18 protein-coding genes are annotated in these 22,239 nt (G+C 42.4%); 12 read left to right on the top strand and 6 right to left on the bottom strand.

Annotated features, from left to right (window positions below):
- Nucleotides 1–39 precede the first annotated feature (39 nt).
- From VRK28_RS05395 to VRK28_RS05380, 4 genes are read left to right on the top strand one after another with little or no spacing between them, the layout of a single operon-like run.
- Nucleotides 40–1,497, top strand: a complete 1,458-nt coding sequence (locus tag VRK28_RS05395) for a HAMP domain-containing sensor histidine kinase (RefSeq protein ID WP_062564863.1) — start codon at nt 40–42, stop codon at nt 1,495–1,497.
- A 1-nt stretch (nt 1,498) separates the two neighbouring features.
- Nucleotides 1,499–2,026: a hypothetical protein gene (locus VRK28_RS05390; RefSeq protein WP_062564864.1), complete on the top strand. Its 528-nt coding sequence runs from the start codon at nt 1,499–1,501 to the stop codon at nt 2,024–2,026.
- A gap of 2 nt (nt 2,027–2,028) precedes the next feature.
- A complete protein-coding gene (locus VRK28_RS05385) occupies nt 2,029–3,372 on the top strand; it encodes a sigma 54-interacting transcriptional regulator (protein WP_062564865.1) in 1,344 nt (447 codons plus the stop codon).
- Between the two features lie 8 nt (nt 3,373–3,380).
- Entirely contained in the window at nt 3,381–3,881 is a 501-nt protein-coding gene (locus tag VRK28_RS05380) for a DUF1543 domain-containing protein (RefSeq protein WP_058585737.1), read from the top strand.
- Nucleotides 3,882–4,092: 211 nt separating this feature from the next.
- On the opposite strand, the gene VRK28_RS05375 is transcribed toward VRK28_RS05380, so the two are convergent.
- From VRK28_RS05375 to pdsR, 4 genes are all read right to left on the bottom strand, one after another.
- Nucleotides 4,093–4,302 carry a hypothetical protein gene (locus VRK28_RS05375; protein ID WP_054551195.1) on the bottom strand — a complete coding sequence of 70 codons (210 nt, stop codon included), beginning with the start codon at nt 4,300–4,302 and terminating at the stop codon, nt 4,093–4,095.
- A 50-nt stretch (nt 4,303–4,352) separates the two neighbouring features.
- The gene (locus VRK28_RS05370; RefSeq protein ID WP_156426462.1) at nt 4,353–4,523 is read right to left on the bottom strand and encodes a hypothetical protein; all 171 of its coding nucleotides are present in this window, start codon (nt 4,521–4,523) and stop codon (nt 4,353–4,355) included.
- 113 nt (nt 4,524–4,636) lie between these two features.
- Nucleotides 4,637–6,763, bottom strand: a complete 2,127-nt coding sequence (gene pdsS, locus VRK28_RS05365) for a proteobacterial dedicated sortase system histidine kinase (RefSeq protein ID WP_062564866.1) — start codon at nt 6,761–6,763, stop codon at nt 4,637–4,639.
- Entirely contained in the window at nt 6,763–7,452 is a 690-nt protein-coding gene (gene pdsR / locus VRK28_RS05360; protein WP_062564867.1) for a proteobacterial dedicated sortase system response regulator, read from the bottom strand. The genes pdsS and pdsR overlap by 1 nt, the downstream gene beginning before the upstream one ends.
- Nucleotides 7,453–7,671: 219 nt before the next feature.
- Here pdsR and pdsO point away from each other — a divergent pair, with 219 nt between their 5' ends.
- Genes pdsO through VRK28_RS05345 form a run of 3 tightly spaced genes read left to right on the top strand, consistent with a single transcriptional unit; the run spans nt 7,672 to nt 11,011 of the window.
- A complete protein-coding gene (gene pdsO, locus VRK28_RS05355) occupies nt 7,672–8,409 on the top strand; it encodes a sortase-associated OmpA-like protein PdsO (protein WP_062564868.1) in 738 nt (245 codons plus the stop codon).
- Nucleotides 8,410–8,435: 26 nt separating this feature from the next.
- Nucleotides 8,436–10,436, top strand: a complete 2,001-nt coding sequence (locus VRK28_RS05350) for a marine proteobacterial sortase target protein (protein ID WP_062564869.1) — start codon at nt 8,436–8,438, stop codon at nt 10,434–10,436.
- Nucleotides 10,424–11,011, top strand: a complete 588-nt coding sequence (locus VRK28_RS05345) for a class GN sortase (protein WP_062564870.1) — start codon at nt 10,424–10,426, stop codon at nt 11,009–11,011. The genes VRK28_RS05350 and VRK28_RS05345 overlap by 13 nt, the downstream gene beginning before the upstream one ends.
- On the opposite strand, the gene VRK28_RS05340 is transcribed toward VRK28_RS05345, so the two are convergent.
- Nucleotides 10,918–11,865 (bottom strand): DMT family transporter, encoded by a 948-nt coding sequence (locus VRK28_RS05340; RefSeq protein ID WP_062564871.1) that lies wholly within the window; start codon nt 11,863–11,865, stop codon nt 10,918–10,920. The two genes, VRK28_RS05345 and VRK28_RS05340, sit on opposite strands and share 94 nt — an antisense overlap.
- Nucleotides 11,866–11,987: 122 nt before the next feature.
- Between VRK28_RS05340 and proB the strand changes: the two genes are divergently transcribed.
- The 4 genes from proB (at nt 11,988) to gltX (ending at nt 16,117) form a co-directional block, all read left to right on the top strand.
- A complete protein-coding gene (proB, locus tag VRK28_RS05335) occupies nt 11,988–13,091 on the top strand; it encodes a glutamate 5-kinase (protein ID WP_054560854.1) in 1,104 nt (367 codons plus the stop codon).
- A 63-nt stretch (nt 13,092–13,154) separates the two neighbouring features.
- Nucleotides 13,155–14,126: a GGDEF domain-containing protein gene (locus tag VRK28_RS05330; RefSeq protein WP_062564872.1), complete on the top strand. Its 972-nt coding sequence runs from the start codon at nt 13,155–13,157 to the stop codon at nt 14,124–14,126.
- Between the two features lie 66 nt (nt 14,127–14,192).
- Nucleotides 14,193–14,552, top strand: coding sequence for a glutathione S-transferase N-terminal domain-containing protein (locus VRK28_RS05325; protein WP_054560852.1), 360 nt, complete (start codon nt 14,193–14,195; stop codon nt 14,550–14,552).
- Nucleotides 14,553–14,632: 80 nt separating this feature from the next.
- Complete coding sequence (gene gltX / locus VRK28_RS05320) at nt 14,633–16,117, top strand: glutamate--tRNA ligase (RefSeq protein WP_054551203.1); 1,485 nt, start codon at nt 14,633–14,635, stop codon at nt 16,115–16,117.
- A 124-nt stretch (nt 16,118–16,241) separates the two neighbouring features.
- Here gltX and VRK28_RS05315 read toward each other — a convergent pair whose 3' ends face one another.
- Entirely contained in the window at nt 16,242–16,370 is a 129-nt protein-coding gene (locus VRK28_RS05315; protein ID WP_269407463.1) for a hypothetical protein, read from the bottom strand.
- Nucleotides 16,371–16,632: 262 nt separating this feature from the next.
- On the opposite strand from VRK28_RS05315, the gene VRK28_RS05310 reads away from it, so the two are divergent.
- Complete coding sequence (locus VRK28_RS05310; protein WP_062564873.1) at nt 16,633–21,954, top strand: S8 family serine peptidase; 5,322 nt, start codon at nt 16,633–16,635, stop codon at nt 21,952–21,954.
- Nucleotides 21,955–22,239: the final 285 nt, after the last annotated feature.

The following is a 22,239-nucleotide window of genomic DNA, read 5'->3' as shown; positions in this document are numbered from 1 at the left end:
CACTAATAATCTGCATCTGCAATTATGTTGAGAGTGAATATGCAAAATACAGTAGCGATAAAAATAAAACAGTTACTCAATTGGCGACCTAGTCTTATTGGCCAGTTCGTCTGTAGCATTTTGCTGTCTTTACTACCGTTATCTTTGGTGGTGATTTTATTTTTAAATGCGCTTAATAAGCAGCTTGCGGTGACTCAAGAAATCGTCGGTGACAATTACGAAATTACCAAAGCATTTAACAACCTCAAACAAGACTTAAATAGCCTTGAACGAGCAACTCGACAAAACTGGGTGCTCAAAAGTGAATCCCTCGATAGCTTGATTGCCAACAAGTGGCAATCGTCACTGCAAAGTGTCGATGAGCTCATTTTCTTAAGCCCAACCGCTGATTATGTCTCGCAGTGGCGGCAATTGGCTGAGGTATTACAATTTGCGCATCAATATTTATTAATAGAACAAAAGCAAGATGGTGAGCTGTTTGCACCCGCTAGTAAGCTTATCAGTGAGCAAACAAATTGGCTCAAAGAGCAAAATGAATTACGCATCACAAAAAATCAGCAGCAATTAAAAGCACTTCAAGCTTCATTTATTAATTGGTTGGTTGCGTTAATTCCACTCACTTTATTGGTCGGGGGAGGGTTTCTTTGGCGGATCAGCGGACGGCTCAGAGAACTCACAAATGTAATTGATAAACTTGGACAAGGCCATTGGCAGCAAAAAATTCAAGTTCGAGGCTCGTCAGAGTTAGTTGAATTAGGTAATAAACTTGAGTGGGTTCAAGCGCAGTTACATATGCTTGAGCAGCAAAAAGATACGTTTTTACGCCATGTGACACATGAACTAAAAACGCCCCTTGCTTCGATGGTTGAAGGCACAGATTTACTTGCAGATGAAATTGTTGGCCCAATCAATAGCGAGCAACAAGCTGTCCTTGAGTTAATAACACAAAGTATGGTGCGACTCAGAGCCATGATTGAAAGCTTATTGAGTTACAACGCGATTCGAACGAGTAAGCAAAGCCTAAGCGAGCTTAACTTTAACTTGATGATGAATAAAATTGAGCGTCATTTTGAGCACCGATTATCAGCGCGTGATTTATCCATTACTTGGGTTAACGAGTTACCAAATAAAGCCTTGTTTATCTCAATTGAGCTACTTGAAATGGTGCTTATTCAGCTTACCTCAAATGCGCTGAAGTTTTCGCCGGAACACGAGTCAGTGACAATAAAAGCAAGCTTAAAACAGGGGCAGTTAATTTTGAGTGTCAGCGACTTAGGAGTAGGGATAGAAGATACTGAAAAAGCCGCTGTGTTTGGGGCTTTTTACCAAGGTAAGAATGCAAAACAACATACTGAAATGGGCAGCGGGCTTGGTTTAACCATAGTTAAAGAAACCGTTGAACAATTAAACGGTAAGCTCTCTATTACAGATAATGAGCCACAAGGGTGTGTATTTACAGCCATTTTACCAATTCAATTAACCCAAGGAGTTAACTGATATGGGCTTAGCGAATAAAGCCAGTTTTATGCTTGTTATAGGCACACTTTTTATAACAGGGTGCACGATCACGCAAAAGCATGTTGAGCCAGAGCAAGTAGAGCCGACAACAGGTGTGAAACCTCAAGGGCAACCTAATCCAAAGCCTCGGCCGAAAAGTGAGCCGTTATACCCGCCTACAAGTACAGTCATTGCTTGGCATGCTGCTAAGTGTGGTGGCTTTAAAGCAAGCTCTGATAAAGCAAATTATGTTGGTGAAAATGAGCTAAAGCGTCTGTTTGAGTCGATTTGTTTACTCGGGGCTTCTGAGCCAGAAAAAGCCCTTAATCGGCTTGAACAAAGTGACCATGCTTTTTATTGGCCAGATGATATTAAGCAGTATCTTTGGTTACAAAAGCAATATTTACAACAGAATTTAGCGGCAAAACAAGCTAAGCAAGCGCTAAGTGATGAAATGGAAAAAACCTTATCGTCGCTTGCGACTATCGAACAACAACTTCTGCTACGTGATGAGACCAAGGAGCAGTAACCATGAATGAAGTAACAAAACCACGGGTTTTATTAGTAGATGACGATGCGAGTTTATTAAAGTTACTAGCGATTAGAATTGAGTCAAAAGGCTATTTGGTAAGCACAGTTGAAAGTGGCATTGAGGCATTACAAACGTTAAAAAACCAAACCTATGATGCGGTGATCACTGACTTAAGAATGGATGAAATGGACGGCATGGCTCTACATCGCCAGTTACAAAGTCGTTATCCTTCAATGCCGGTGATTATGATGACAGCACATGGTTCGATACCTGATGCAGTGGAAGCGACGAAGCAAGGTATATTTGCATTTATTACCAAACCGGTTGATAAAGATGAGCTGTTCGACAGCCTTGCTAAAGCTATCGAGATCCATGGTGTACATGGTGATGAAACACCCACACAAACAAATATTGTCACCCGTAGCGGCGCGATGTTGCATCTACTTGAGCAAGTTAAATTGCTTGGTCCAACGCAAGTGAATGTGTTGATCTCAGGTGCCAGCGGCACAGGTAAAGAGCTGCTTGCACAAGCGATACATCAACACAGCCATGTTAGTGACGGGCCATTTGTGGCAATTAACTGCGGCGCTGTGCCGGGGGAGCTTTTAGAATCTGAATTGTTTGGGCATAAAAAAGGCGCGTTTACTGGCGCAGTCAAAGACCATCAAGGTTTGTTTCAACAAGCACAAGGTGGTACCCTTTTTCTAGACGAAATTGGTGATATGCCGCTAAATTTACAGGTAAAACTACTGAGGGTTTTACAAGAGAAAACCATTCGCCCTGTGGGCTTTCAAGAAGAGATCCCAATTGATGTGCGGGTGGTGTCGGCGACTCATAAGAACCTCCCTGAGGCAATCAATAATCAGCAGTTCCGTGAAGATTTATATTACCGATTAAATGTGGTGAACTTAAAATTGCCTCCGCTTTGTGAACGCCGAGAAGATATTAGTTTGCTAGCACAGCATTTTGCAGGTCTAATTGCTAAACGTATGGGGCAAGAGCAAAAGCAGTTTGCCAATGATGCGATGCATGCTCTGATTCGCTATGACTGGCCGGGTAATATCCGTCAATTACAAAATGTGATAGAGCAGGTAGTAGCCCTTACACCTGGTAAAGTGATTGCTGCTCAGTTAGTTGAGAGTGCATTAAACAGTAATGTTAGTATTGCTGAGCCACTTTCGTTAAATGATGCAAAAAAAGAATTTGAGCGAGACTATTTAATTAATACGCTGAAAATGTCAGCGGGTAATGTTGCCGAAGCCGCAAAGCTTGCGAAACGTAATCGCTCAGATTTTTATAAATTAATTAAAAAGCACAACATTAATGTTGAAAGCTTAATATAAGGAAAAACATGGCGCTTTTTTTAGTCTATCTGGGTGGTCGTATTCAAGGTTGTCACATTGAAATGCACGACGTTCGATTTGTCGTAGGTGATAACATTGAGCAAACCTATTCAAAATTAAAAGCACAGTGGGTGGGTGATAAAAGCAATGTGCACATGGATAGTTACATGCAAATTCAGCACATCGATGGCTATCAGGTCGAAGTGGTTGATACTGCGCATCACCAAGCCGAAAAACTGTATTTTGTAAATTTAGGTGCCTATCGAGCTGATAGTCTTGCGGAGCAACATGATTTTGCATTGTACGTTGCCCGTAGCAGTGAAGAAGCAAAGCAACGCGCTAAAGAGTCTTTATTGGCGGGAATGACTCATCTTCATAAAGATGACTTACACGATGTAGACGATTGTTTTGCTATTGATTTATTAGATAGCAACTTATCAATAAAATTAACGCCAAGCGGGCAAGCTCAAGCAATGAAGCCCGATTGGTTTGGCTATCACGTTCTGTAATACCAATCCGCAATAATACTTAATCATTTTGAGGGATTAAACCTGTCGCTACCTGCGTTAAAAATTTCTGATTTACGACTGCATGGATGCAGAAGGTAGAGCAATGCAGGAGCAATTGCCGAGCACAACTAAATAACGAAATGTTTGCCTTGCTATCAACAAGGTTTTCTTGCCTCAAAATAGACCACTTAATTAAGCCAATTGGTATAAGCTATTCTTGGTTATCGTTTTTACTGGCAACTTTAAAGGCGATGATCACCAATCCAAATAAGGCAAATGGCAGTGCAGCAAGTAAATACTCAACGGTATGGCTGTCTTGATAGTTAGGCTGGAGTAGGAAGTGACCTGCAACACAAAGTAAAATAGCCACGAATAAAACGGGCAGTAAAATCAGTTCTTTTTTAGGTGAGTGTTTTTTCATTACAAGGCGTTATATTCCAAAGGTGCGCCATTGTAATGATCTCGCCTTACTCAGGTCAAATAAGTTGCTTTGTAGTTTGCTTTATATTGCGCTGTATCAACTTTTTTTGTGTCAGCTTTTACAGGCTGCTTTTTTGGAGCCGCTGGTTTATCGGTTGCTTCATTATAGCTAAATAGCCCCATAATGAACTCAATCTCTTCACGTTGTAACCCAGATCGCATGATGCCCTCCAAAGAATAATTTGCCTTTTGTATTACAAATATTACGTCCTGTAATCTGAATTATCGGTGAATACCCAGTCATTAAACTGTAATCATATGTAACGCAAATATGCTTATTTAATAGGCAGCTCCACAGTAAACACAACACCTGTGCCATCATCTAAATTTTCTGCCAATACTTTACCGTGATGGTAATCGCAAATAAGCCTTACAATATAAAGACCTAAACCCAAGTGGGGCTGCTGCTGATGTTGCTGACTTCTCACCGAGACCATTGAGTCGAAAATGTGTTCAACTAAACCGTCAGGGAGCAAAGGCCCTTGGTTGCTGACTTTTAATAATGCATGGTGCTCTTGCTTGGTTAAGCTGACTGAAATTGTGCTTTGCGGGGTTTTAAACTCAAGTGCATTGTTGATGAGCTTATCGAGTAATTGCGCAATAAATTCTGGTGCGCCACTAACATTTAACGGCTCCTTACAAAGCGACAAGGTAAATAGGCTTTCACCATAGGTTATTTGATAGCCCTGCATGCAGCCGGTGATCACCTTGGTCAGGTCAAACTCTTCTGCCTCGGCATTTTGAATACTTTGTTCAAGGCGCGTTGCTTCACTCATGGTGGTAATAATTTTACCTAACCGCTCAACCCCTTCACTGGCACGGTCGAGGTATTTTTGACTCAGTTCAGATTGCGGCTGCATTTGTAAGTTTTCAAGTGATGAGCGCACAACAGCCACGGGCGTACGCAGTTCATGGGAGAGTCGTGATGACATATTTTCTAGGTAATCAGTATAACCACTTAAACGGCTAACAATGTTGGCAAAGCTGCGAGAAAGGTCGCCAATTTCGTCATTCGAATCGGCATAAGTAATCTTGCCAGTGATCCGCCCTTGAGCATCAATAGCTTGCTCGGCATTATCACGTAAGCGGCGAATACGGCTGGAAATTCTTGAAGCAAAAAAGAACAGTGTCACAGTACCAACAAGCATCACCGCTAAAATCACATTAAAGAGCTTTTCTAAGGATTTATTACGCAGAGTGCGCACGCCGTTGGTGGTTTCTTCTGCGATTACTGCACCAATGACTTTGTCTTGGATCCAAATAGGGTAGGCCGCCGATAAAATAACGGCTTTGTTATCTGGGGTTAAGCGCCATGATGATGCGGGTTTACCATTTAAAGCACTGGCTATGTGAGTACCTTGCATCGCTGCGACATCATGCAAGGTATCAATAAACTCATTTTCTGGGCGAGTTAAAATTTTATAGTAAAGTGGGTGTAAGTAATCTTGCTCAAAGCGTTGCCACCAGGTTGTTGCAGGCTCCTCTTTTAGGCCGTCTGCCCAAACGCCATCGGCATGATGAATTGAGCCTGATTGCGCAAGTACGCGATGATGGTTATCGACGACCCAAATTCGGCTGCCACTGTGGCCCATGCCTTTCAAAATACGGTTAATTTCTGGTGAAGGCACTAAAACAGAGCCGATATCATTGGGGTTTTGTAGGTTTGAGGTCGACATAAGCTGAGGCTCAACCTTGTCTTCATCCCAATCTTCAATCGCAAAACCAAGCTTATTACCTAGCATCGAAAGCGGGAAACGCAGCTCTATGTTGTAACCTGTGTCGGTGCTTTTAAAATAGCCTTGGATTTTAGTGACAGGCTCCTGTGTTGTGGCATCAAAGGCATTAACCCAACCATCTTGACGGGCGGCCACCACATAACTTTTAAATTCACCTTCAGGTGTTTTTAACATGATCTGTAAGTGATCATTACGGGTAAAGCTAAGCACATTTTTAGCACGATACACCAGGGAGCTGTCAGTGACTTTAAAAGCCGCATAAAGGTAGTTTTCGTATTTGCCTACCATGTGATCAAAACTTAGATCACTTTCTTGATGCTCATTGCTTAGCCCTTGTAAGTAGCGCTTGTCATAATGCCAAAATAAGCTTTGATAAGGCTGCCATTCCGACAATTTACCATCAAGTTGAATCGGGTTATTTAGATTATAGGCATATAAATCTCGGCCTTTTACAACTTGATCTAAAAAGTTGGTTTGCGAGTCAAACAAAGCGGGGCGCTCATGTAATGCGGTTGCGAGTGCGCGGGTGGTGCCCACTAAGGTTTTTTCTTGCCCTTGTCTTAAGAACTTTTCCATTTCCCAAACATATTCATAGCCAAGCCAAGGCAATAAAAATAAAAAGCAGGATAAGAAAATAAACTTTGTTCTAAGCCCCAAACGCAGCATTAAGCTTGCTCCCAGCGATAACCCATACCGTAAACGGTATCAATGCAGTCAAATGCATCATCTAAAGCAATAAACTTTTTACGAATACGTTTTACGTGTGAGGTAATAGTGCTGTCATCAACATAAATCTTCGCATCACTCATTAATTCGTTGCGGCTTTTAACATGGCCTGGACGCTGTGCAAGTGAATGTACCATCCAAAATTCTGTCACAGTTAAATCAACCAGTTGCTCTTGCCAAAAAACCTGCATGCGCTGGGTATCTAACTTTAACGGGCCGCGATGCAAAAGAGCGGTTTGATCGGCGGGTTGGTCGAAGGCATCAAGGCGTCTAAACAATGCGCCAATTCGAGCAGCAAGGTGCGCCATACTGATGTCTTTAGTTAAGTAATCGTCTGCTCCCATGCGCAGGCCACATACGGTATCAATTTCGCTATCACGGGCGGTTAAAAATATAATCGGTAAGGTTTTAGAAAGACTGCGTAATGTTTGGCAAAGTAAAAAACCACCATCCACTTCATGGCCAAGGCCAATATCAACAATGGCTAAATCAGGTAAAGATTGACTAAATGCCAGTTCAGCACTGGATCTGTCAGCAAAGCCTACAACCTGATAGCCCTGAGCGCTGAGCATTTCAGTGTAGTTTTCTCGGATTGCTGTTTCATCTTCAACGATTGCTATTTTCTTCATTGTTAATACTTACTTAAATTCTTTCTATAGTGAACTATACCTAATTTTTTGCCTTGCGTACTGGCAAAAACGCGATTGCCATTTTTCTGCCACAATTGCTCAGCAGTTTGCCTTTTTTGATCCCCTTTATTGCCATTTCGACTTGTTTTAATAGCTCCATACCAAGTTTGCAACACCAACCAATGTTGCCAAGCAATTAAGTAGAAAAAGGATTAAACCATGAAAAAATTAATTATTGCCGCTGTTATCACATCTGCTGTATCTGTAGCCCCTTTTGCAGATGCTGCGAGTCAAAGTAAACAAGAAACACCAAAAGAAACAGCCATTGGCTTAGGTGCTGGCGCAGTTGTTGGCGGCATAGTCGGCGGCCCAGTGGGAGCATTTATTGGCGCGTTTGCTGGTGGCTTAATTGGCGAAAAAGAAGCGGCAGACAACACCATTGATGAACAAGCTCACGCATTAGTTGTAATGAAGGAGCAAACCGCTGATTACCAACAAGTGATTGCCGATAACGCAGCACTAAGTGAGCAGCTTGAATTATTAGCTGACGAAAAAGAGCAGTTACTACAAGCCCAATTAAACACCTTACTGGCGATGACGGTACAGTTTAAAACCGGCTCTAGCGAAATTGCCCCACACTTTGCTAATCAACTCGACAAAGTCGCGCAGTTATTGATTGCCCAGCCAAATTTGGCTATCGACTTAAATGGCTTTGCAGATCAGCGTGGTGATGAATTGGCTAATTTAATGCTCTCAAAACAGCGTGTAAATGCAGTGCAAAGCTACTTAATTAAACTAGGTGTGCCTCATACGCGCTTAACCGCAACCGCCTTTGGTGAGCAGCAAAGTGTTGCCGATTCAAATAACTACGAAGACAACGTGTTTGACCGCCGCGTAACCTTAACGACACGCCCTGTGTCACAAAGCAGCTTACGTACAGCACAAAGTAATCACTAATTCATCGGTCGATGGAGTGACATATTATGTTGAGTAACCGTACCAAAAGGCTCCTTTTTGGGAGCCTTTTTATCCTCTTATTAGGTTATGCAGTTAACCCTGCATTTGCAGCCAATGCCAGTGTCGAACTGCGTTTTTATGATGATTCAAATAGCCAAGTGTCGTCGGGCTTATTAGTGAAAAACGATGTCACTATGACGCTCACTGGGCTTATTAATCATGTTGTTGTTAAACAACGTTATCAAAACCCGCACCCGTTTGCGGTTAATGCCCGTTATGTGTTTCCGTTACCTGATGAAAGTGCAGTTCATGCCATGCAAATGCAAATTGGTGAGCGCATTATCACCGGTAACATTGCCCTTAAACAGCAGGCTGAACAGCAATTTGAACAAGCTCAAAAGCTGGGTAAACGCGCCGCTTTAGTTCGTCAGCAACGTGCGAATATTTTCTCTACTGATGTGGCAAACCTTGGAGCAGGGGAAGAGATTGAAATTACCTTGCAATACCAAGAGATAATCGGTTTTCGAGATGGTGTGTTTTCACTGCGCTTTCCTACCACTATTACGCCGCGCTACGAACCTTTAACGGCAGAACTACAGCAAAAAGCGAATCTAGAAACAAAAGACACAGAACAACAGAACGACGCAACAGCTAACACAGCGCAAGTGGCATCAGCGTGGCTGAAACCTGTTTTTCATCGCGCACAAAGCCAAGAGTCTGATGCGAGCCTAAACCTTGCAATTGCGATGGATATTGGCCTTGAACTCAGTGATATCAGCGCTAATTTAGCGGGTATGCAAATCGATAATCCAGGTTTTGGTCGGTACCAGTTATCACTTAATCGTGATGTTCCAATGGATAGAGACTTTGAGCTGACATTTAAACCCCTTGATAAAGCCCACTCTCAGGCTGCATTTTTTACCGAAACAGTAGCAGGGCAAGAATATGGTTTACTGATGTTAGTACCGCCAAGCGATCACTTTACCTCGCAAGCTCGTCTTCCTCGCGAAATGGTGTTTGTTGTTGATACCTCCGGCTCAATGCATGGTCAATCTATGGAGCAGGCTAAACAAGCCTTGTTTTATGCCCTTTCGTTATTGGATGAAAATGATAGTTTTAACATCATCGGCTTTGATAACGAAGTGTCAGTGTTAAGTGACACGCCAATGATTGCCAATGACTTTAACATTCGCCGTGCAGAGCGCTTTATTTATGGCTTACAAGCTGATGGCGGCACCGAAATAGCAAAAGCACTGACTCAGGTACTTGATGGTAAACAGCATGATGGCTTTGTACGCCAAGTGGTGTTTTTAACCGATGGCAGTGTGGGTAACGAAACGCAGCTATTTAAACAAATTCAAACAGATTTAGGTGACAGCCGACTCTTTACCGTCGGTATTGGTAGCGCGCCTAATAGCTTTTTTATGACCAGAGCTGCTGATATTGGTCGTGGTACATTTACTTTTATAAGTAGCACCAGCCAAGTACAGCCAAAAATGCAACTACTTTTTGATAAGCTGGCGCATCCAGCTGTTACTGAGCTTGCTCTTGAAGGCGACAAAGCAGCCCTTGAGTATTGGCCATCGCCATTACCTGACTTGTATTTTTCAGAGCCGGTTTTGGTTGCCGTGAAGCTTGATGGCAGTCAGCACTTAACATTAAAGGGGCAGACAAACACAGGGCCAATGACGATTAATTTAGCAACTGCCAATGCTGCACACGGCGAAGGTATCGCTAGACTCTGGGCCAGACAAAAAATTAAGTCATTACTGCTTTATAACGAAAAACAGGCGGTACGCGCAGAAGTCGAAGCATTAGCACTTCAGCATCATTTACTTAGCCCTTTTACGGCCTTTATTGCAGTTGATAACTACGCGGGGAATGAGATTGCAGAGCGTTCAATGCAAGTACGAAATAAACTTCCTAATGGCATGACGCTACCGCAAACCGACGGACAAAGTCGAGTGTTTATGCTACTTGGGTTGTTGCTGCTTACATTCTCATGGTTATGGCAATGGCGACGCTAAAAAAAGCGCTGCCATTATGCAGCGCCTTACTTGGTATCGCACTATTTGTTAATGGTGGATATATGCAGGCGAAAGCGTGGCTGGCACAGGCATTGATTGAATCTGCTTGGCAGCAAGCTTTGCAAAGTCCTAATCAGCAAGTAAGGCCTTGGTTTTACGCCGATGGTTATGTCACTGCACACATAAATTGGCCAAGCCAGCAGCAAGAGTTGACTGTGCTTGCTGGTGCATCGGGGCGAAACCTCGCGTTTGCCCCCGGGCATTTTTTGCCAAGCGGTGAACTTGGCAGCTCAAAAGGGGTGTTAATAGCTGGCCATAACGACACCCACTTTGCATTTCTAAAACATGTCGCAGTGGGTGAGCAGTTCAGTATGCAGTTGCAAAGTGGCCAGATTGAGCACTATCAAGTTCGTAGCATTGATGTTATTCATCAAAGCGAACAGGGCTTTTTAGCACAATCAGGCCTTTATTTATTAACCTGTTACCCTTTTGACTCGTTAGCTTCCGGGACTGAGTTTAGGCTATTGGTGTCGGCTGATAAATTATCGTCGTCTACGTCAACTTTCAGCTCTTGATGACGTTGACTAACAATAACACCGGCGAATACCACTGCGATACTCACCCATTGCCAAAGTGTGAGTACTTCGCCAAGTAGAATGGCTGACAAAATTAACGCAAAAATTGGAATGAGGTTTGAGTAAGCAGCTGCGGTTAATACCGACACCTTACTGATGGCGTAGTTGTACATGCCATAGCCGCCTAGAGTGACACATGAGCCTAAATATAAAATGCTCAATAGGGCACTTAAATCGTGCTGATTTTCGCTGGGTAGTTCGATGAAAAATAAAAAAGGCGCAAAGAACAAACTACCACTAAACCCTTGAATTGCAATTAAAGTAAGTGGTGAATAGCGGGTCACTAAGTGCTTTACACTGACGGTATAAAAGGCGGCGCACACCATCGCCATCAATTCTAAAAAGTTACCGAGCAGTGGGTTAGGGGCTTGCTCTGTGCTTGGTGATAATAGCGTTAATAAAATACTGCCACCAATACACAAGGTAAAACCAACGACGATGGCTTTACTGATGTACTCTTTTAATATTAAGAACGCCAAAATAGCGACGATAATTGGTAAACAAGAAACAATTACCCCAGCTTGCGATGCCGAAGTGTATTCAAGGGCATGCCCTTCAAATAAATAATAAAAGCAAGGCTCAGCCAGCGACATACCAATTAAGTACTTCCAGTCACCTGGTTTAAACTCAAAACGGATTATATAGCGCCATAAACATAAGCTAATCAATAATGTGGTTAGCATTCTTAAAAAAATCACTAACACAGGGTCATAAACATTGATTGCATGCTTTAAAGCAATGTAAGAGCTACCCCATAAAAAGGTCGCGATAATTAAGCATAAACTGGCTGGCATAGGCGTCGCTATTGAGTAAAAAAACGAGAGCGCGATCCTAGCATGAATTTTTTTAACTTGTTCAAAAACTGTTAGCTGGTATATATAAATTCTCTATTTTAATTACAGAATATAAGAATCAAATGCAAAGGCCACACGTCGTTGTTGTAAAGCTGGGCACAAGCGTGCTGACAGGCGGTACCGACAAATTAGATAAAGCACACATGGTTGAACTTGTTCGCCAATGTTGTGAATTAAAAAAACAGGGTTATCAGGTTGTTTTAGTATCAAGCGGCGCGGTTGCTGCAGGTCGCGAGCAACTCATTACCCCCTGTGGTCGTTCTTTGATTGAAAAACAAATGCTTGCCGCAATCGGCCAAGGACAGCTTATTCATATTTGGCAGAGTCTGTTTGCTTTGTATGGTGTGAATGTTGGACAAATGCTACTGACCCGCGCCGATGTAGAAGACCGTGAACGTTACTTAAATGCCCGCGATACCTTAAATGCACTACTTGCGCACAATGTGGTGCCAATTATTAACGAGAACGACGCCGTGGCAACCGCCGAAATTAAAGTAGGTGATAACGATAACTTATCTGCTTTAGTCGCGATATTAGCGAATGCAGAAAAGCTGTTACTGTTAACTGACCAAGAAGGCCTATTTACAGGCGATCCTCGCTCTGATGCCAATGCGACACTTATCAACGAAGTTGAGCATATTAATGATGAGCTAAGAGAGCTCGCTGGTGGCAGTGGCACTACCCTAGGTACCGGTGGTATGGCAACCAAACTGCAAGCAGCCGATATTGCACGTCGCGCTGGTGTTGAGGTCATTATTGCCAAAGGGGCAGGTAAAAATGTGATTTTAAATTGCATGGCCGACAAGCTCCCTGGTACACGCTTTTTAAAACTCACCGCACCAAAAGATGGCCGCAAAAAATGGTTACTTGCAGGACCTAAAAGCACGGGGCAATTAGTGATTGATGATGGCGCAAGCCTTGCACTTAAAGAGCGTGGTGCAAGCTTACTGGCAAAAGGCGTAAAAACTGTGCGAGGGCAATTTGAACGCGGTGATGTGATTGAAGTGGTGACGTGCCAAGGGCAATGTATAGCCAAAGGCCTTGTTAATTTTAACCATCAAGAAATTGATCAAATTAAGGGCTGTCATTCGTCGCAAATTACCCAGTTGCTTGCATTTGCACCAAGCAGTGAAGTAATCCATCGAGATGATATGATTTTGTTATAGTTTTTTAGTAATTCTGATAAAGTTAACTAAACTAAAGTAATAAGCAGTTTTGGGGACTTTTAGATGGCGGCTAACGCTTGCGGACATGACTGGGTTGTAGAAATTACCCAACAAGAAGAAGAGCCTGAGCTCGATCAGGCGCTTATCAATGCCGTGAGTGAATTAGATGAATTCTCTCGTTTCGCTATTTATATCAATAAATTTTTCAAACCAGGCCTGCCTGCAAGGCTGCTAAATAAAGATTCAGTTATCGAAGAGCTCAGTGAACACGAAGTCAATGAGCTCATCGAAAAAGTCAGCCGCAATAAAATTCGCATCAGTCGCAACTACGGCTTTATTTCTACTTATGTGCCCATTTATTACATGGGGAATGTGGTTGGTGTACTGGTCATTGAGTCTGAAAAAGAGCTTTCAGAGCGCTGTAGCATGCTCGCCATCTACATGCTAAATATCTACGCGAATCAACTGTCGTTACTTTATAAGTCGCAACTTGACCCTTTAACTGAGCTTTTAAACAGGCAAACCTTCGATAAAAAAGTGATTGAAATTGCAGCCGATGCCGCTGTAGGCCATGAAAGCCATGACTCAAAGCAACGTCATTGGTATTTGGCGATGGTCGATATTGATCATTTTAAAAGCGTAAATGACAACTATGGCCACGTTATTGGCGATGAAGTGATCTTGTTAGTAGCACAGTTATTAAAAAATAATTTTCGAATAGAAGATTACGTTTTTCGCTACGGCGGCGAAGAGTTTGCTGTGTTATTTCAAGCAAGTGACGAGCTCGATGCACGTAATGCCCTTAATCGCTTTCGTGGCTGTGTGGCAGAATACCCTTTTCCTCAAGTCGGTAACTTAACTGTGAGTAGTGGTTTTATGCCAATTTACGAGTTTGAAATGGTTGCCAGCCTAGTCCAAAAAGCCGATCAGGCCTTGTACCATTCTAAAAACAGTGGTCGTAATTGCGTGACTGCCTATTCCGAGTTAGATATTCAACAAAGCCAACCTCAAGATGATTCAATAGAGCTGTTTTAAGGTGTTGCAGCGCGCTTAGCTGTGTTAAAATTGCCCACTATTTTTAGAGCCACATGAGAAGGTAAGATGAAGTTTGTTCGTTGGTTGTTAGGCCGCATCATTTTGTTTTTTGATTTTGTATTCACACCACGCAGTAAAAAGCGTCCGGCAGCAGAGCAAGCAGCGCTTGACTCAGTGACGTCACAATTTAAGCTTTATCAATTTAAAGCCTGTCCATTTTGCGTGAAGGTACGTCGTGCTATTAAACGCCAAGGTCTATCAGTTGAAACCCGTGACGCTAAAGGTAACGAGCAATTTCGCCAAGAGCTATTAGAGCAGGGCGGCAAAGTGAAAGTGCCTTGTTTACGTATTGAAGAAAACGGCCAAGTAACTTGGTTGTATGAATCAAACGATATCATTGCTTATTTAGATAAAGTCGCTGCATAAAGCGGCTTTTCACTTCGATTATAGCCCGTGCTGTGCTAGCATTTGGGCAAATTTTTAATTGTCTTTTGAGAGATATAACCATGACAATTCGCACCCGTGTTGCTCCGTCACCGACTGGTGACCCGCACCTAGGTACTGCATACATCGCATTATTTAACTACTGTTTTGCTAAGCAGCAAGGCGGTGAGTTTGTGTTACGTATTGAAGATACAGACCAAGTTCGTAGTACGCCAGAATCAGAGCAAGCTATTATGGATAGCTTACAATGGTTAGGCTTAAACTGGGATCACGGTCCAGATGTAGGCGGTGAGTTTGGTCCATACCGTCAATCTGAGCGTAGCGATTTATATAAGAAATTTGCGCATCAGTTAGTTGAACAGGGTAAAGCTTTTTACTGTTTTGCTACGAGCGAAGAACTAGACCAAATGCGTGAAGAGCAAATGGCCGAAGGCCTACGCCCTAAATACGATGGTCGTGGTTTAAATCTTTCTGAAGATGAAATTAAAGCAAATCTTGAAGCAGGTAAGCCTTACGTAATCCGTATGAAGATCCCAAGCGAAGGCACGTTCAAGTTTAACGATTATCTACGTGGCGAAATTGAGATCCCATGGGAAAATGTAGACATGCAAGTGCTACTTAAAGCTGACGGTTTCCCAACTTACTTCCTTGCCAACGTTGTTGATGACCATCACATGCAAATTAGCCACATTTTCCGTGGTGAAGAGTGGATCAATTCAGCGCCTAAGCTATTAAAGTTATACGAAGACTTCGGTTGGGAAGCGCCAGTACTAGGTCACTTACCGTTACTTCGTAACCCAGATAAGTCAAAATTATCGAAGCGTAAAAACCCAACTTCAATCAACTACTACAAAGAAATGGGTTACCTACCAGAGGCACTATTAAACTATTTAGGCCGTATGGGTTGGTCAATGCCTGATGAGCGTGAAAAGTTCACGTTAGCAGAGATGATTGAACACTTTGATATGAAACGTGTGTCGCTTGGTGGCCCTATTTTCGACATCGATAAGCTTAGCTGGTTAAACGGTATGTGGATCCGTGAAAACTTATCTGATGCTGAACTAATGCAACGTTTTGTTGATTGGAAGTTTAATACTGAGCTATTCGCTAAAGTATTACCAGAAGCAAAAACGCGTATTAATACGCTTTCTGATATGGTTGACCTTGCCGGTCACTTTGTCGGTGGTATTCCAAGCTATGATCCTGCGCTATTAACAGCAGGTAAAGCTGATGAAGATGTAATCCGTCAAGCATTACAGTTCTTCATCTGGCAATTAGAAGGTTTACGCAGTTGGGAAAAGCCAGCGATTTTTGCTATCGCAAAAGAAGTGGCGACTTTCCATGAATTGAAGATTAAAGACTTCCTTGAGCCAATTTTTGTGGCTATCACAGGTAAGACATCTTCAACTTCAGTACTGGATGCGATGGAAATTTTAGGTTCTGACTTATCACGTGCTCGTTTACGTGTTGCACTAGCACACCTTGGTGTGTCTAAAAAGCAAGCGAAAAAAATTGAGCGTGCATACCGCGATTATCCACAAGCATAATCGTGATAAAACTTCCAAAAACCGAGCTCTATGCTCGGTTTTTTGTTTTTAGCTGTAGCTGTTAAAAGTGCCTGCTTAGTAATAAATAAAGCGAAATAGTCCTCAGTAACTATATGTCTTACCTTTAGTCACTGGTAAAGTCTTTACAGCTTTCAATCCAGTAGCCATTGCCACCTCTATTTACTACTTCAAGTTTTAGTTGCTCAATAGCAATACTATTTATCTCAGTCGGGCTGTAGCCACCAGATTGCACTGAGCGTTCACCAAGACAACTAAATCCTTCAACATCAGCTAAGTATTAAGCGCCACTTTTCTTTTATATTCAGTAATATTGTAAGAAAAAACGAAATATTGATGCTTCTGTAGTAACTTTAATGTTAACAGTGTGTACAAAACGCTACACGAATGTACGACATTTTTAAAACCTCTTGTGGTTATATTGTAGTCGCAAGCAGTGAAATGGATTTTCACGTAGCTTGAATAATTACTCTAACTAACTATCCAGGGGATACTTTATGCAAGTGAAAACACTCTCGATTGCTGTTGCCGCAGCTCTCTATAGTGCCAGTGCTGCTCATGCAGTGGGTGTAGATAACAACCAAGTTAAACACCAATTAAAAGCACCGAATATCACATTTGAAGAAGTAAAAGCGTTTAGCAAAGAGTTTAACCAAGGTGACTCTAGCAACATGCTACAAAACGATGGTCTAAATGTTCAGCTAAATAGCAAAGCAAATAAATTTGCTGAAGAAGGCATTGATGGCGAGCATGTTTATATTATTCGTTTACGTGATAACTCAGTGGCACTTGAAGCCCGCGATTTAACCTCGCCATTATCACAATCACTTCAAGCACAAGGCGTTTCAAAAGTATTTGAAAAAGGTCAAGCAGCGGTCTCTGCCGTAACTGATTATCAAAATAAACTACTTTCAAAACAACGTACTGTAATGCAAAACGTGACAGCGGTGACTGGTCGTACTGAGATGCGTCGTCAATTCACTAAAGCATTAAATGGTTTCTCTGTAAAAATGACTGAGCAAGAAGCGATGCGCGTTGCAGAGCTTGGTGCAGTTGTTTCTGTGATGCGTTCGAAAAACTATGATCTTCTTTCTGATGAAGGTCCTAAGCATATCGGTGCGGATCAAATTTGGGATGGCTCAAGCGTTCCAAGTGGCATCAAAGGTAAAGGTGAAGGCCAAATCGTTGGTATTATCGATACCGGTATTAACTCAGATCACCCTTCATTTGCAGCTGTAGGTGGTGATGGTTACGAGCATGAAAACCCGTTTGGTCCAGGTGTTTATGTAGGTGACTGTGTTGAAGAGCCTGAAGAAATCCAATGTAACAATAAATTAATCGGTGTGCGTTCTTATGATGTGATCACGGATGCGTTTGATGCCATGATCCCAGGCTGGCCTGCAATTGGTGAAGATTACCAAGGTCACGGATCACATGTAGCTTCAACAGCAGCTGGTAACGTGGTTAAAGATGTACCGTTTATGCTTCCGAGCTTTGGTGAAAACACCGATGGTAATATCTTAAAAGAAGGTTTATTCCCTGAAATCTCAGGTGTTGCACCGCACGCAAATATCATTGCTTATCAAGTATGTTACCCATCAAGTGACGAATACGCAGGCTGTCCTGGCGAAGCACTCGTAGCGGGTATTGAAGATGCTATTTCTGATGGTGTTGATGTAATCAACTTCTCAATTGGTGGAGCCGATTCAAATGTGTGGGCCGATCCAGTACAACTTGCATTCTTAGCAGCGCGTGAAGCGGGCATTAACGTTGCCGCGGCAGCAGGTAACAGTGGTCAAGCATGTGGCGCGGCTGAGTGTTTTGGTTATTTAGATAATTCATCACCTTGGCTTGCACAAGTTGCAGCAACAACGCATGGTCGCACTGTGGCTGTTGAAACGGCCGTTGAATTTGCTGGCTTTGCAGATGAAACTCTGGGTTCAGAAGTACCTAGCTGGTCAGAAACAGGCCTTGTTGGTGGTTCAATTAATAGCGAAGAAATTACCGGTGTTGTTGTTTGGGCTAAAGATTACGAAGACGTCAATGGCTTTAAAGATTACAACGGTTACTGTACAGCAGATTACCCAGAAAATACCTTCAACTTCTACAAAGATGGTACTGAAATCGCGGGCGCGGCTGATGGTAGCACCAATGTTATTGTTATCTGTCAACGTCACGATCCAAATGATTCAGCAGCCAATGCGCGTACTGCAAAAGTTGATCACGTAAAAGCTGGTGGTGCAGATGGTTTCATCATGTTTAACCGCAACAGAGACCAAGGTACTGTAGCAGAAGGTTATTCATTACCAGGTGTTCACTTTACCTATGACCAATGGAATGGCGTTTATCCAGAAGATGGCTTAGAAGATTGGGTAGATAGCTACTCAGAACTTGGTCACATGATCACTATTAAGCCAACAGTGATTGAACGTCGTGTTGATGCTGAAGATGCTGATTGGTTAGCGACATTCTCATCACGAGGCCCGTCTTATTCTAATGTTGAAGTACTTGCTCCAACGCTTGCAGCTCCAGGTGTTGATATTTACGCGGCTTACTCTGATGAGCATCCGTTTGTGACTCCGCATGGTCAAGATTACGCTGCAATTAGCGGCACATCGATGGCATCACCGCATGTTGCAGGTTCTATGGCGTTACTACGTCAAATTCACCCTGAGTGGACCGCAGCTGAAATTCAATCTGCATTATCAATGACTGCTGAAAACGTGGTTAAATATCACCGTTTAAACAGCGAAAGTGATGTTGTAGCTGATGCGAAAATCTATCGCTCTGGCGCAGGTCGTATCAATGTTGCTCTTGCTGCTAAAGCGGGTTTTGTAATGGATGAAACAGCTGATAACTTCTTAGCTGCTGATCCATACAATGGTGGTACGCCACATAAACTTAACTTACCAAACCTTGTTAATTTCTCATGTGCACCTGAATGTCAGTGGGTTCGTACCATTAAAGCAACAGAAGATGGTACTTGGACTGTAAGCCACGAAGATGTTGAAAACTGGGCATTTGATGTAAACACACAAACAGCACAAAATGGTGTGAACATCGATATCTTCCCGAAAACTTTCACACTGAAAAAAGGTGAAACACAAACAATCATTGTTAAAGCATCAATCATGGATACTCAAGATTGGTTCAGTAACTCTGAAGTTGAGTTGCATACAAACCTTGTTTTCCAAGCTGAAGAAGCAGATATCCCTGATGCGCATTGGCCTGTGGCGTTTAAATATGATCGTGGTAACTTACCATCATCATTAGAGACGATAGCTCATTCAAATGAAGGGACTTATGTTGCTAAAGGTATTGTATTACCTAGCGTTGAAGCACCTGTAGCTCGTGCATATGAGCCAGTTAAAGCAGATATCACTACGGTAACTTTACCAAAAGACGATGACCGTACTTTCCCTTGGGCTATGAATCGCACTGATGATGTAGATGCGGCAGATATTTTAGATGAAGCAACATTTACTAAGTTTGTTACTGTGCCAGCTAATTCTAAACGTTTTATTGCTGAAACAGTCGGTGTTGAGTCAGAACTTGAAGGCACCTTGAACGTAGGTAACCCTATTTTATACGTAGGTAAAGACTACAACGGTGATGGTATTGTTCAGCCACAAGATGAAATTTTATGTGTATCTAACCATAAGATTTATAAAAACTTCTGTAATATAAACAACCCTGAAGAAGGTGAGTATTGGGTTGTAGCTTATAATACGAATCAATCGTCTGTTGATGCAGTTGAAGAAACCTTTGAGCTTGCTACAGCGGTTGTGTCAGACCAAGTTGCATCAGGTATGACTGCAAGTCTGCCAGGAAGTGATGGTCAAAATACTGTTGAAATGACAGTCGACTGGGACATGGACCTTGATGCCGATAGCGTGTACTACTCATTATTAGATGTAGGTACATCGGCTGTGAACCATGGCAACCTAGGTTCTATTCCATTTAAGCTTAACCGTGGCAATGATGTTGCACACCTTGATGCGCCATACACAGGTGCAAAAGTGGGTGATATGGTGCCATACACATTTGAAGTGTTAGCGAATAATTCAGGTGTAGACCGTGAGTTCTCACTAGAGCTTGATATCCCTGCAGGTTTGGATATCAAAGCAGAAAATGTCATGGTTTCAACAGCATCAGAAATCAACGTTGAAATTGCTGACGGTAAAGTGATTGTAACAGGCACACAAGCGGATACTCGTGATGTTGAACCTGATTATATCGTGACAGATAACATCACTGATGAAATGTGTCGTACGCCTGATTTTGGTAACTCTAACCCAGGTGGTTATGTCGATTTATCAGAGTTTGGTATCACGCCAATTCTATCTGGTTTCGATGAGAACAACCTTTATAACTCTCGCAGTGGTTATTCATTACCAATCGCAAGCTTCTATAATGGCGCATATGACACATTTAGCCTTTATAACAATGCTGAAAATACTAATATCCAAAACTCGATTATTCAAATTCGTGGTATGGGTACAGTAAATACTAATGGTAGCCGTTACTTCTACCCAGTACATAACCCGTTCCCTTATAACTCATTCCCATATGAGAACATGGGTCCATTATGGCGTGGCTGGGAGTTCACTGATAATGGCTTATTACGCTCTGTAATGTCAGTTGGCTTATCGTCTAACGAAGGTATTTCACTAGCAAGTACAACAACTGGCTGGGGTATTATTGAGTGGGATAACGCATCAGACTACGATGATCCAGTGTATGACCGCACAACAGGTAAATACACTTACACTAAACGTGATAACTCATTTGACTTCCAAGTGTTATTTAATGCAAATACACGCTTCGGTAAAGGTGAGCATGAAATTTACTATGCATACGATAACCTAGACTATGGGTCTACACGTCCTGCCGGTAGTATTGGTCTGCAAGGTTTCCGTGGTGCACAGTATCAATATGGTCCACTTGAAAACTACCGTGGTATTCAAATCGCTTATAACAATCTAGATGAAGTTATCAGCGATGGTTACGTGGTGTGTATGGACTATGTAGGTCCAGAGTCATCACAATTTGAAGTGACTGCTTGGGCTGAAGTTACGCCGTCTGCAGCAGGTCAAACACTTGAAGTTGCAGCTAAAGCAGCAATCTCTGGTCTGAATGACATGACTTCAACAGCAACACTGGCCATTCCTGGCAACATCACAGTGGTAGCGCTTGATGACATGGTAACAACAGAAGAAACACCGATTAGCTTCGAAGTTCATCACATTGATGAAAAGAACTCGAAGAATGAAATCTCGGTAATTTCTGACGACGTAACCTATGAAGTTGATGGCGATACAGTAACGATTACACCAAATGATAACTTCTCTGGTGAGACCGAAGTAACTGTAATGGTATCTGATATTGAATACCCATCAGATGCTGCAAGTACAACCTTTATGTTAACGGTTGAAGCAGTTAACGATGCACCAGTCGTTGCCGTTGAGGCGAGTGCTCAACAAGTGACTGAGGGCAGCGTTATCACCCTAGATGCATCAGCATCACATGATTTAGATAACGATGAGTTAACTTTCTCATGGGAAGGCCCAGGTACAATCGCAAGTCCAACATCAGCAATCACTGAAGTATCAGGTTTAACGGCTGGTGAGCATCAGTTTACTGTAACGGTAAGTGATGGTGTTGAACCGATGGAACTAGGTGTAGCTGTGACGGTAACGGCACAAGAGACAACCGTTGTTCCTGAAGAAAAAGCGAAATCATCAAGTGGTTCACTTGCATGGTTAACAGTTCTATTAGCTGGTTTTGCAGGTGTTCGTCGCCGCGTAAAACGAGGCTAAGTACTCCCTAAGTATGTTATGTGACAAAGGGCCTTCGGGCCCTTTTTTTGGCCTAGAAAATCGTGTTGTATATTTTAATAACCAAAAAGAATAACTAACAACTGAAAACCTATGTAGCAAAATGTACAGGCTATTTTATATTTTTTTCAGTGTGTTAGTTTGAAGATAGGGCGTAAATTAACAGTCTACGCCGCTTTGTTGGTCAAAAAAATTATACAATAAAGCGCGCAAGCGATATGATCGTCCCGGATTAAGTAAAGACTAAAGACTCTTTGGTAGTATTAA

The organism is Pseudoalteromonas sp. P80D2 (assembly GCF_036680945.1).
Classification (GTDB): domain Bacteria; phylum Pseudomonadota; class Gammaproteobacteria; order Enterobacterales; family Alteromonadaceae; genus Pseudoalteromonas; species Pseudoalteromonas shioyasakiensis.
The sequence above is the reverse complement of the archived record's forward strand: the minus strand, read 5'-3'. Positions and strand labels throughout refer to the sequence as shown.

Bases quoted from the DNA above. Each gene is read 5' to 3' on its own strand.
- VRK28_RS05345 (WP_062564870.1), top strand. From the start codon at position 10,424: ATGGCGACGCTAAAAAAAGCGCTGCCATTATGCAGCGCCTTACTTGGT.
- pdsO (WP_062564868.1), top strand. From the start codon at position 7,672: ATGAAAAAATTAATTATTGCCGCTGTTATCACATCTGCTGTATCTGTA.
- VRK28_RS05380 (WP_058585737.1), top strand. From the start codon at position 3,381: ATGGCGCTTTTTTTAGTCTATCTGGGTGGTCGTATTCAAGGTTGTCAC.
- VRK28_RS05340 (WP_062564871.1), bottom strand. From the start codon at position 11,865: ATGCCAGCCAGTTTATGCTTAATTATCGCGACCTTTTTATGGGGTAGC.
- proB (WP_054560854.1), top strand. From the start codon at position 11,988: ATGCAAAGGCCACACGTCGTTGTTGTAAAGCTGGGCACAAGCGTGCTG.
- pdsR (WP_062564867.1), bottom strand. From the start codon at position 7,452: ATGAAGAAAATAGCAATCGTTGAAGATGAAACAGCAATCCGAGAAAAC.
- gltX (WP_054551203.1), top strand. From the start codon at position 14,633: ATGACAATTCGCACCCGTGTTGCTCCGTCACCGACTGGTGACCCGCAC.
- VRK28_RS05350 (WP_062564869.1), top strand. From the start codon at position 8,436: ATGTTGAGTAACCGTACCAAAAGGCTCCTTTTTGGGAGCCTTTTTATC.
- VRK28_RS05390 (WP_062564864.1), top strand. From the start codon at position 1,499: ATGGGCTTAGCGAATAAAGCCAGTTTTATGCTTGTTATAGGCACACTT.
- VRK28_RS05385 (WP_062564865.1), top strand. From the start codon at position 2,029: ATGAATGAAGTAACAAAACCACGGGTTTTATTAGTAGATGACGATGCG.
- pdsS (WP_062564866.1), bottom strand. From the start codon at position 6,763: ATGCTGCGTTTGGGGCTTAGAACAAAGTTTATTTTCTTATCCTGCTTT.
- VRK28_RS05325 (WP_054560852.1), top strand. From the start codon at position 14,193: ATGAAGTTTGTTCGTTGGTTGTTAGGCCGCATCATTTTGTTTTTTGAT.
- VRK28_RS05330 (WP_062564872.1), top strand. From the start codon at position 13,155: ATGGCGGCTAACGCTTGCGGACATGACTGGGTTGTAGAAATTACCCAA.
- VRK28_RS05370 (WP_156426462.1), bottom strand. From the start codon at position 4,523: ATGCGATCTGGGTTACAACGTGAAGAGATTGAGTTCATTATGGGGCTA.
- VRK28_RS05310 (WP_062564873.1), top strand. From the start codon at position 16,633: ATGCAAGTGAAAACACTCTCGATTGCTGTTGCCGCAGCTCTCTATAGT.
- VRK28_RS05395 (WP_062564863.1), top strand. From the start codon at position 40: ATGCAAAATACAGTAGCGATAAAAATAAAACAGTTACTCAATTGGCGA.
- VRK28_RS05375 (WP_054551195.1), bottom strand. From the start codon at position 4,302: ATGAAAAAACACTCACCTAAAAAAGAACTGATTTTACTGCCCGTTTTA.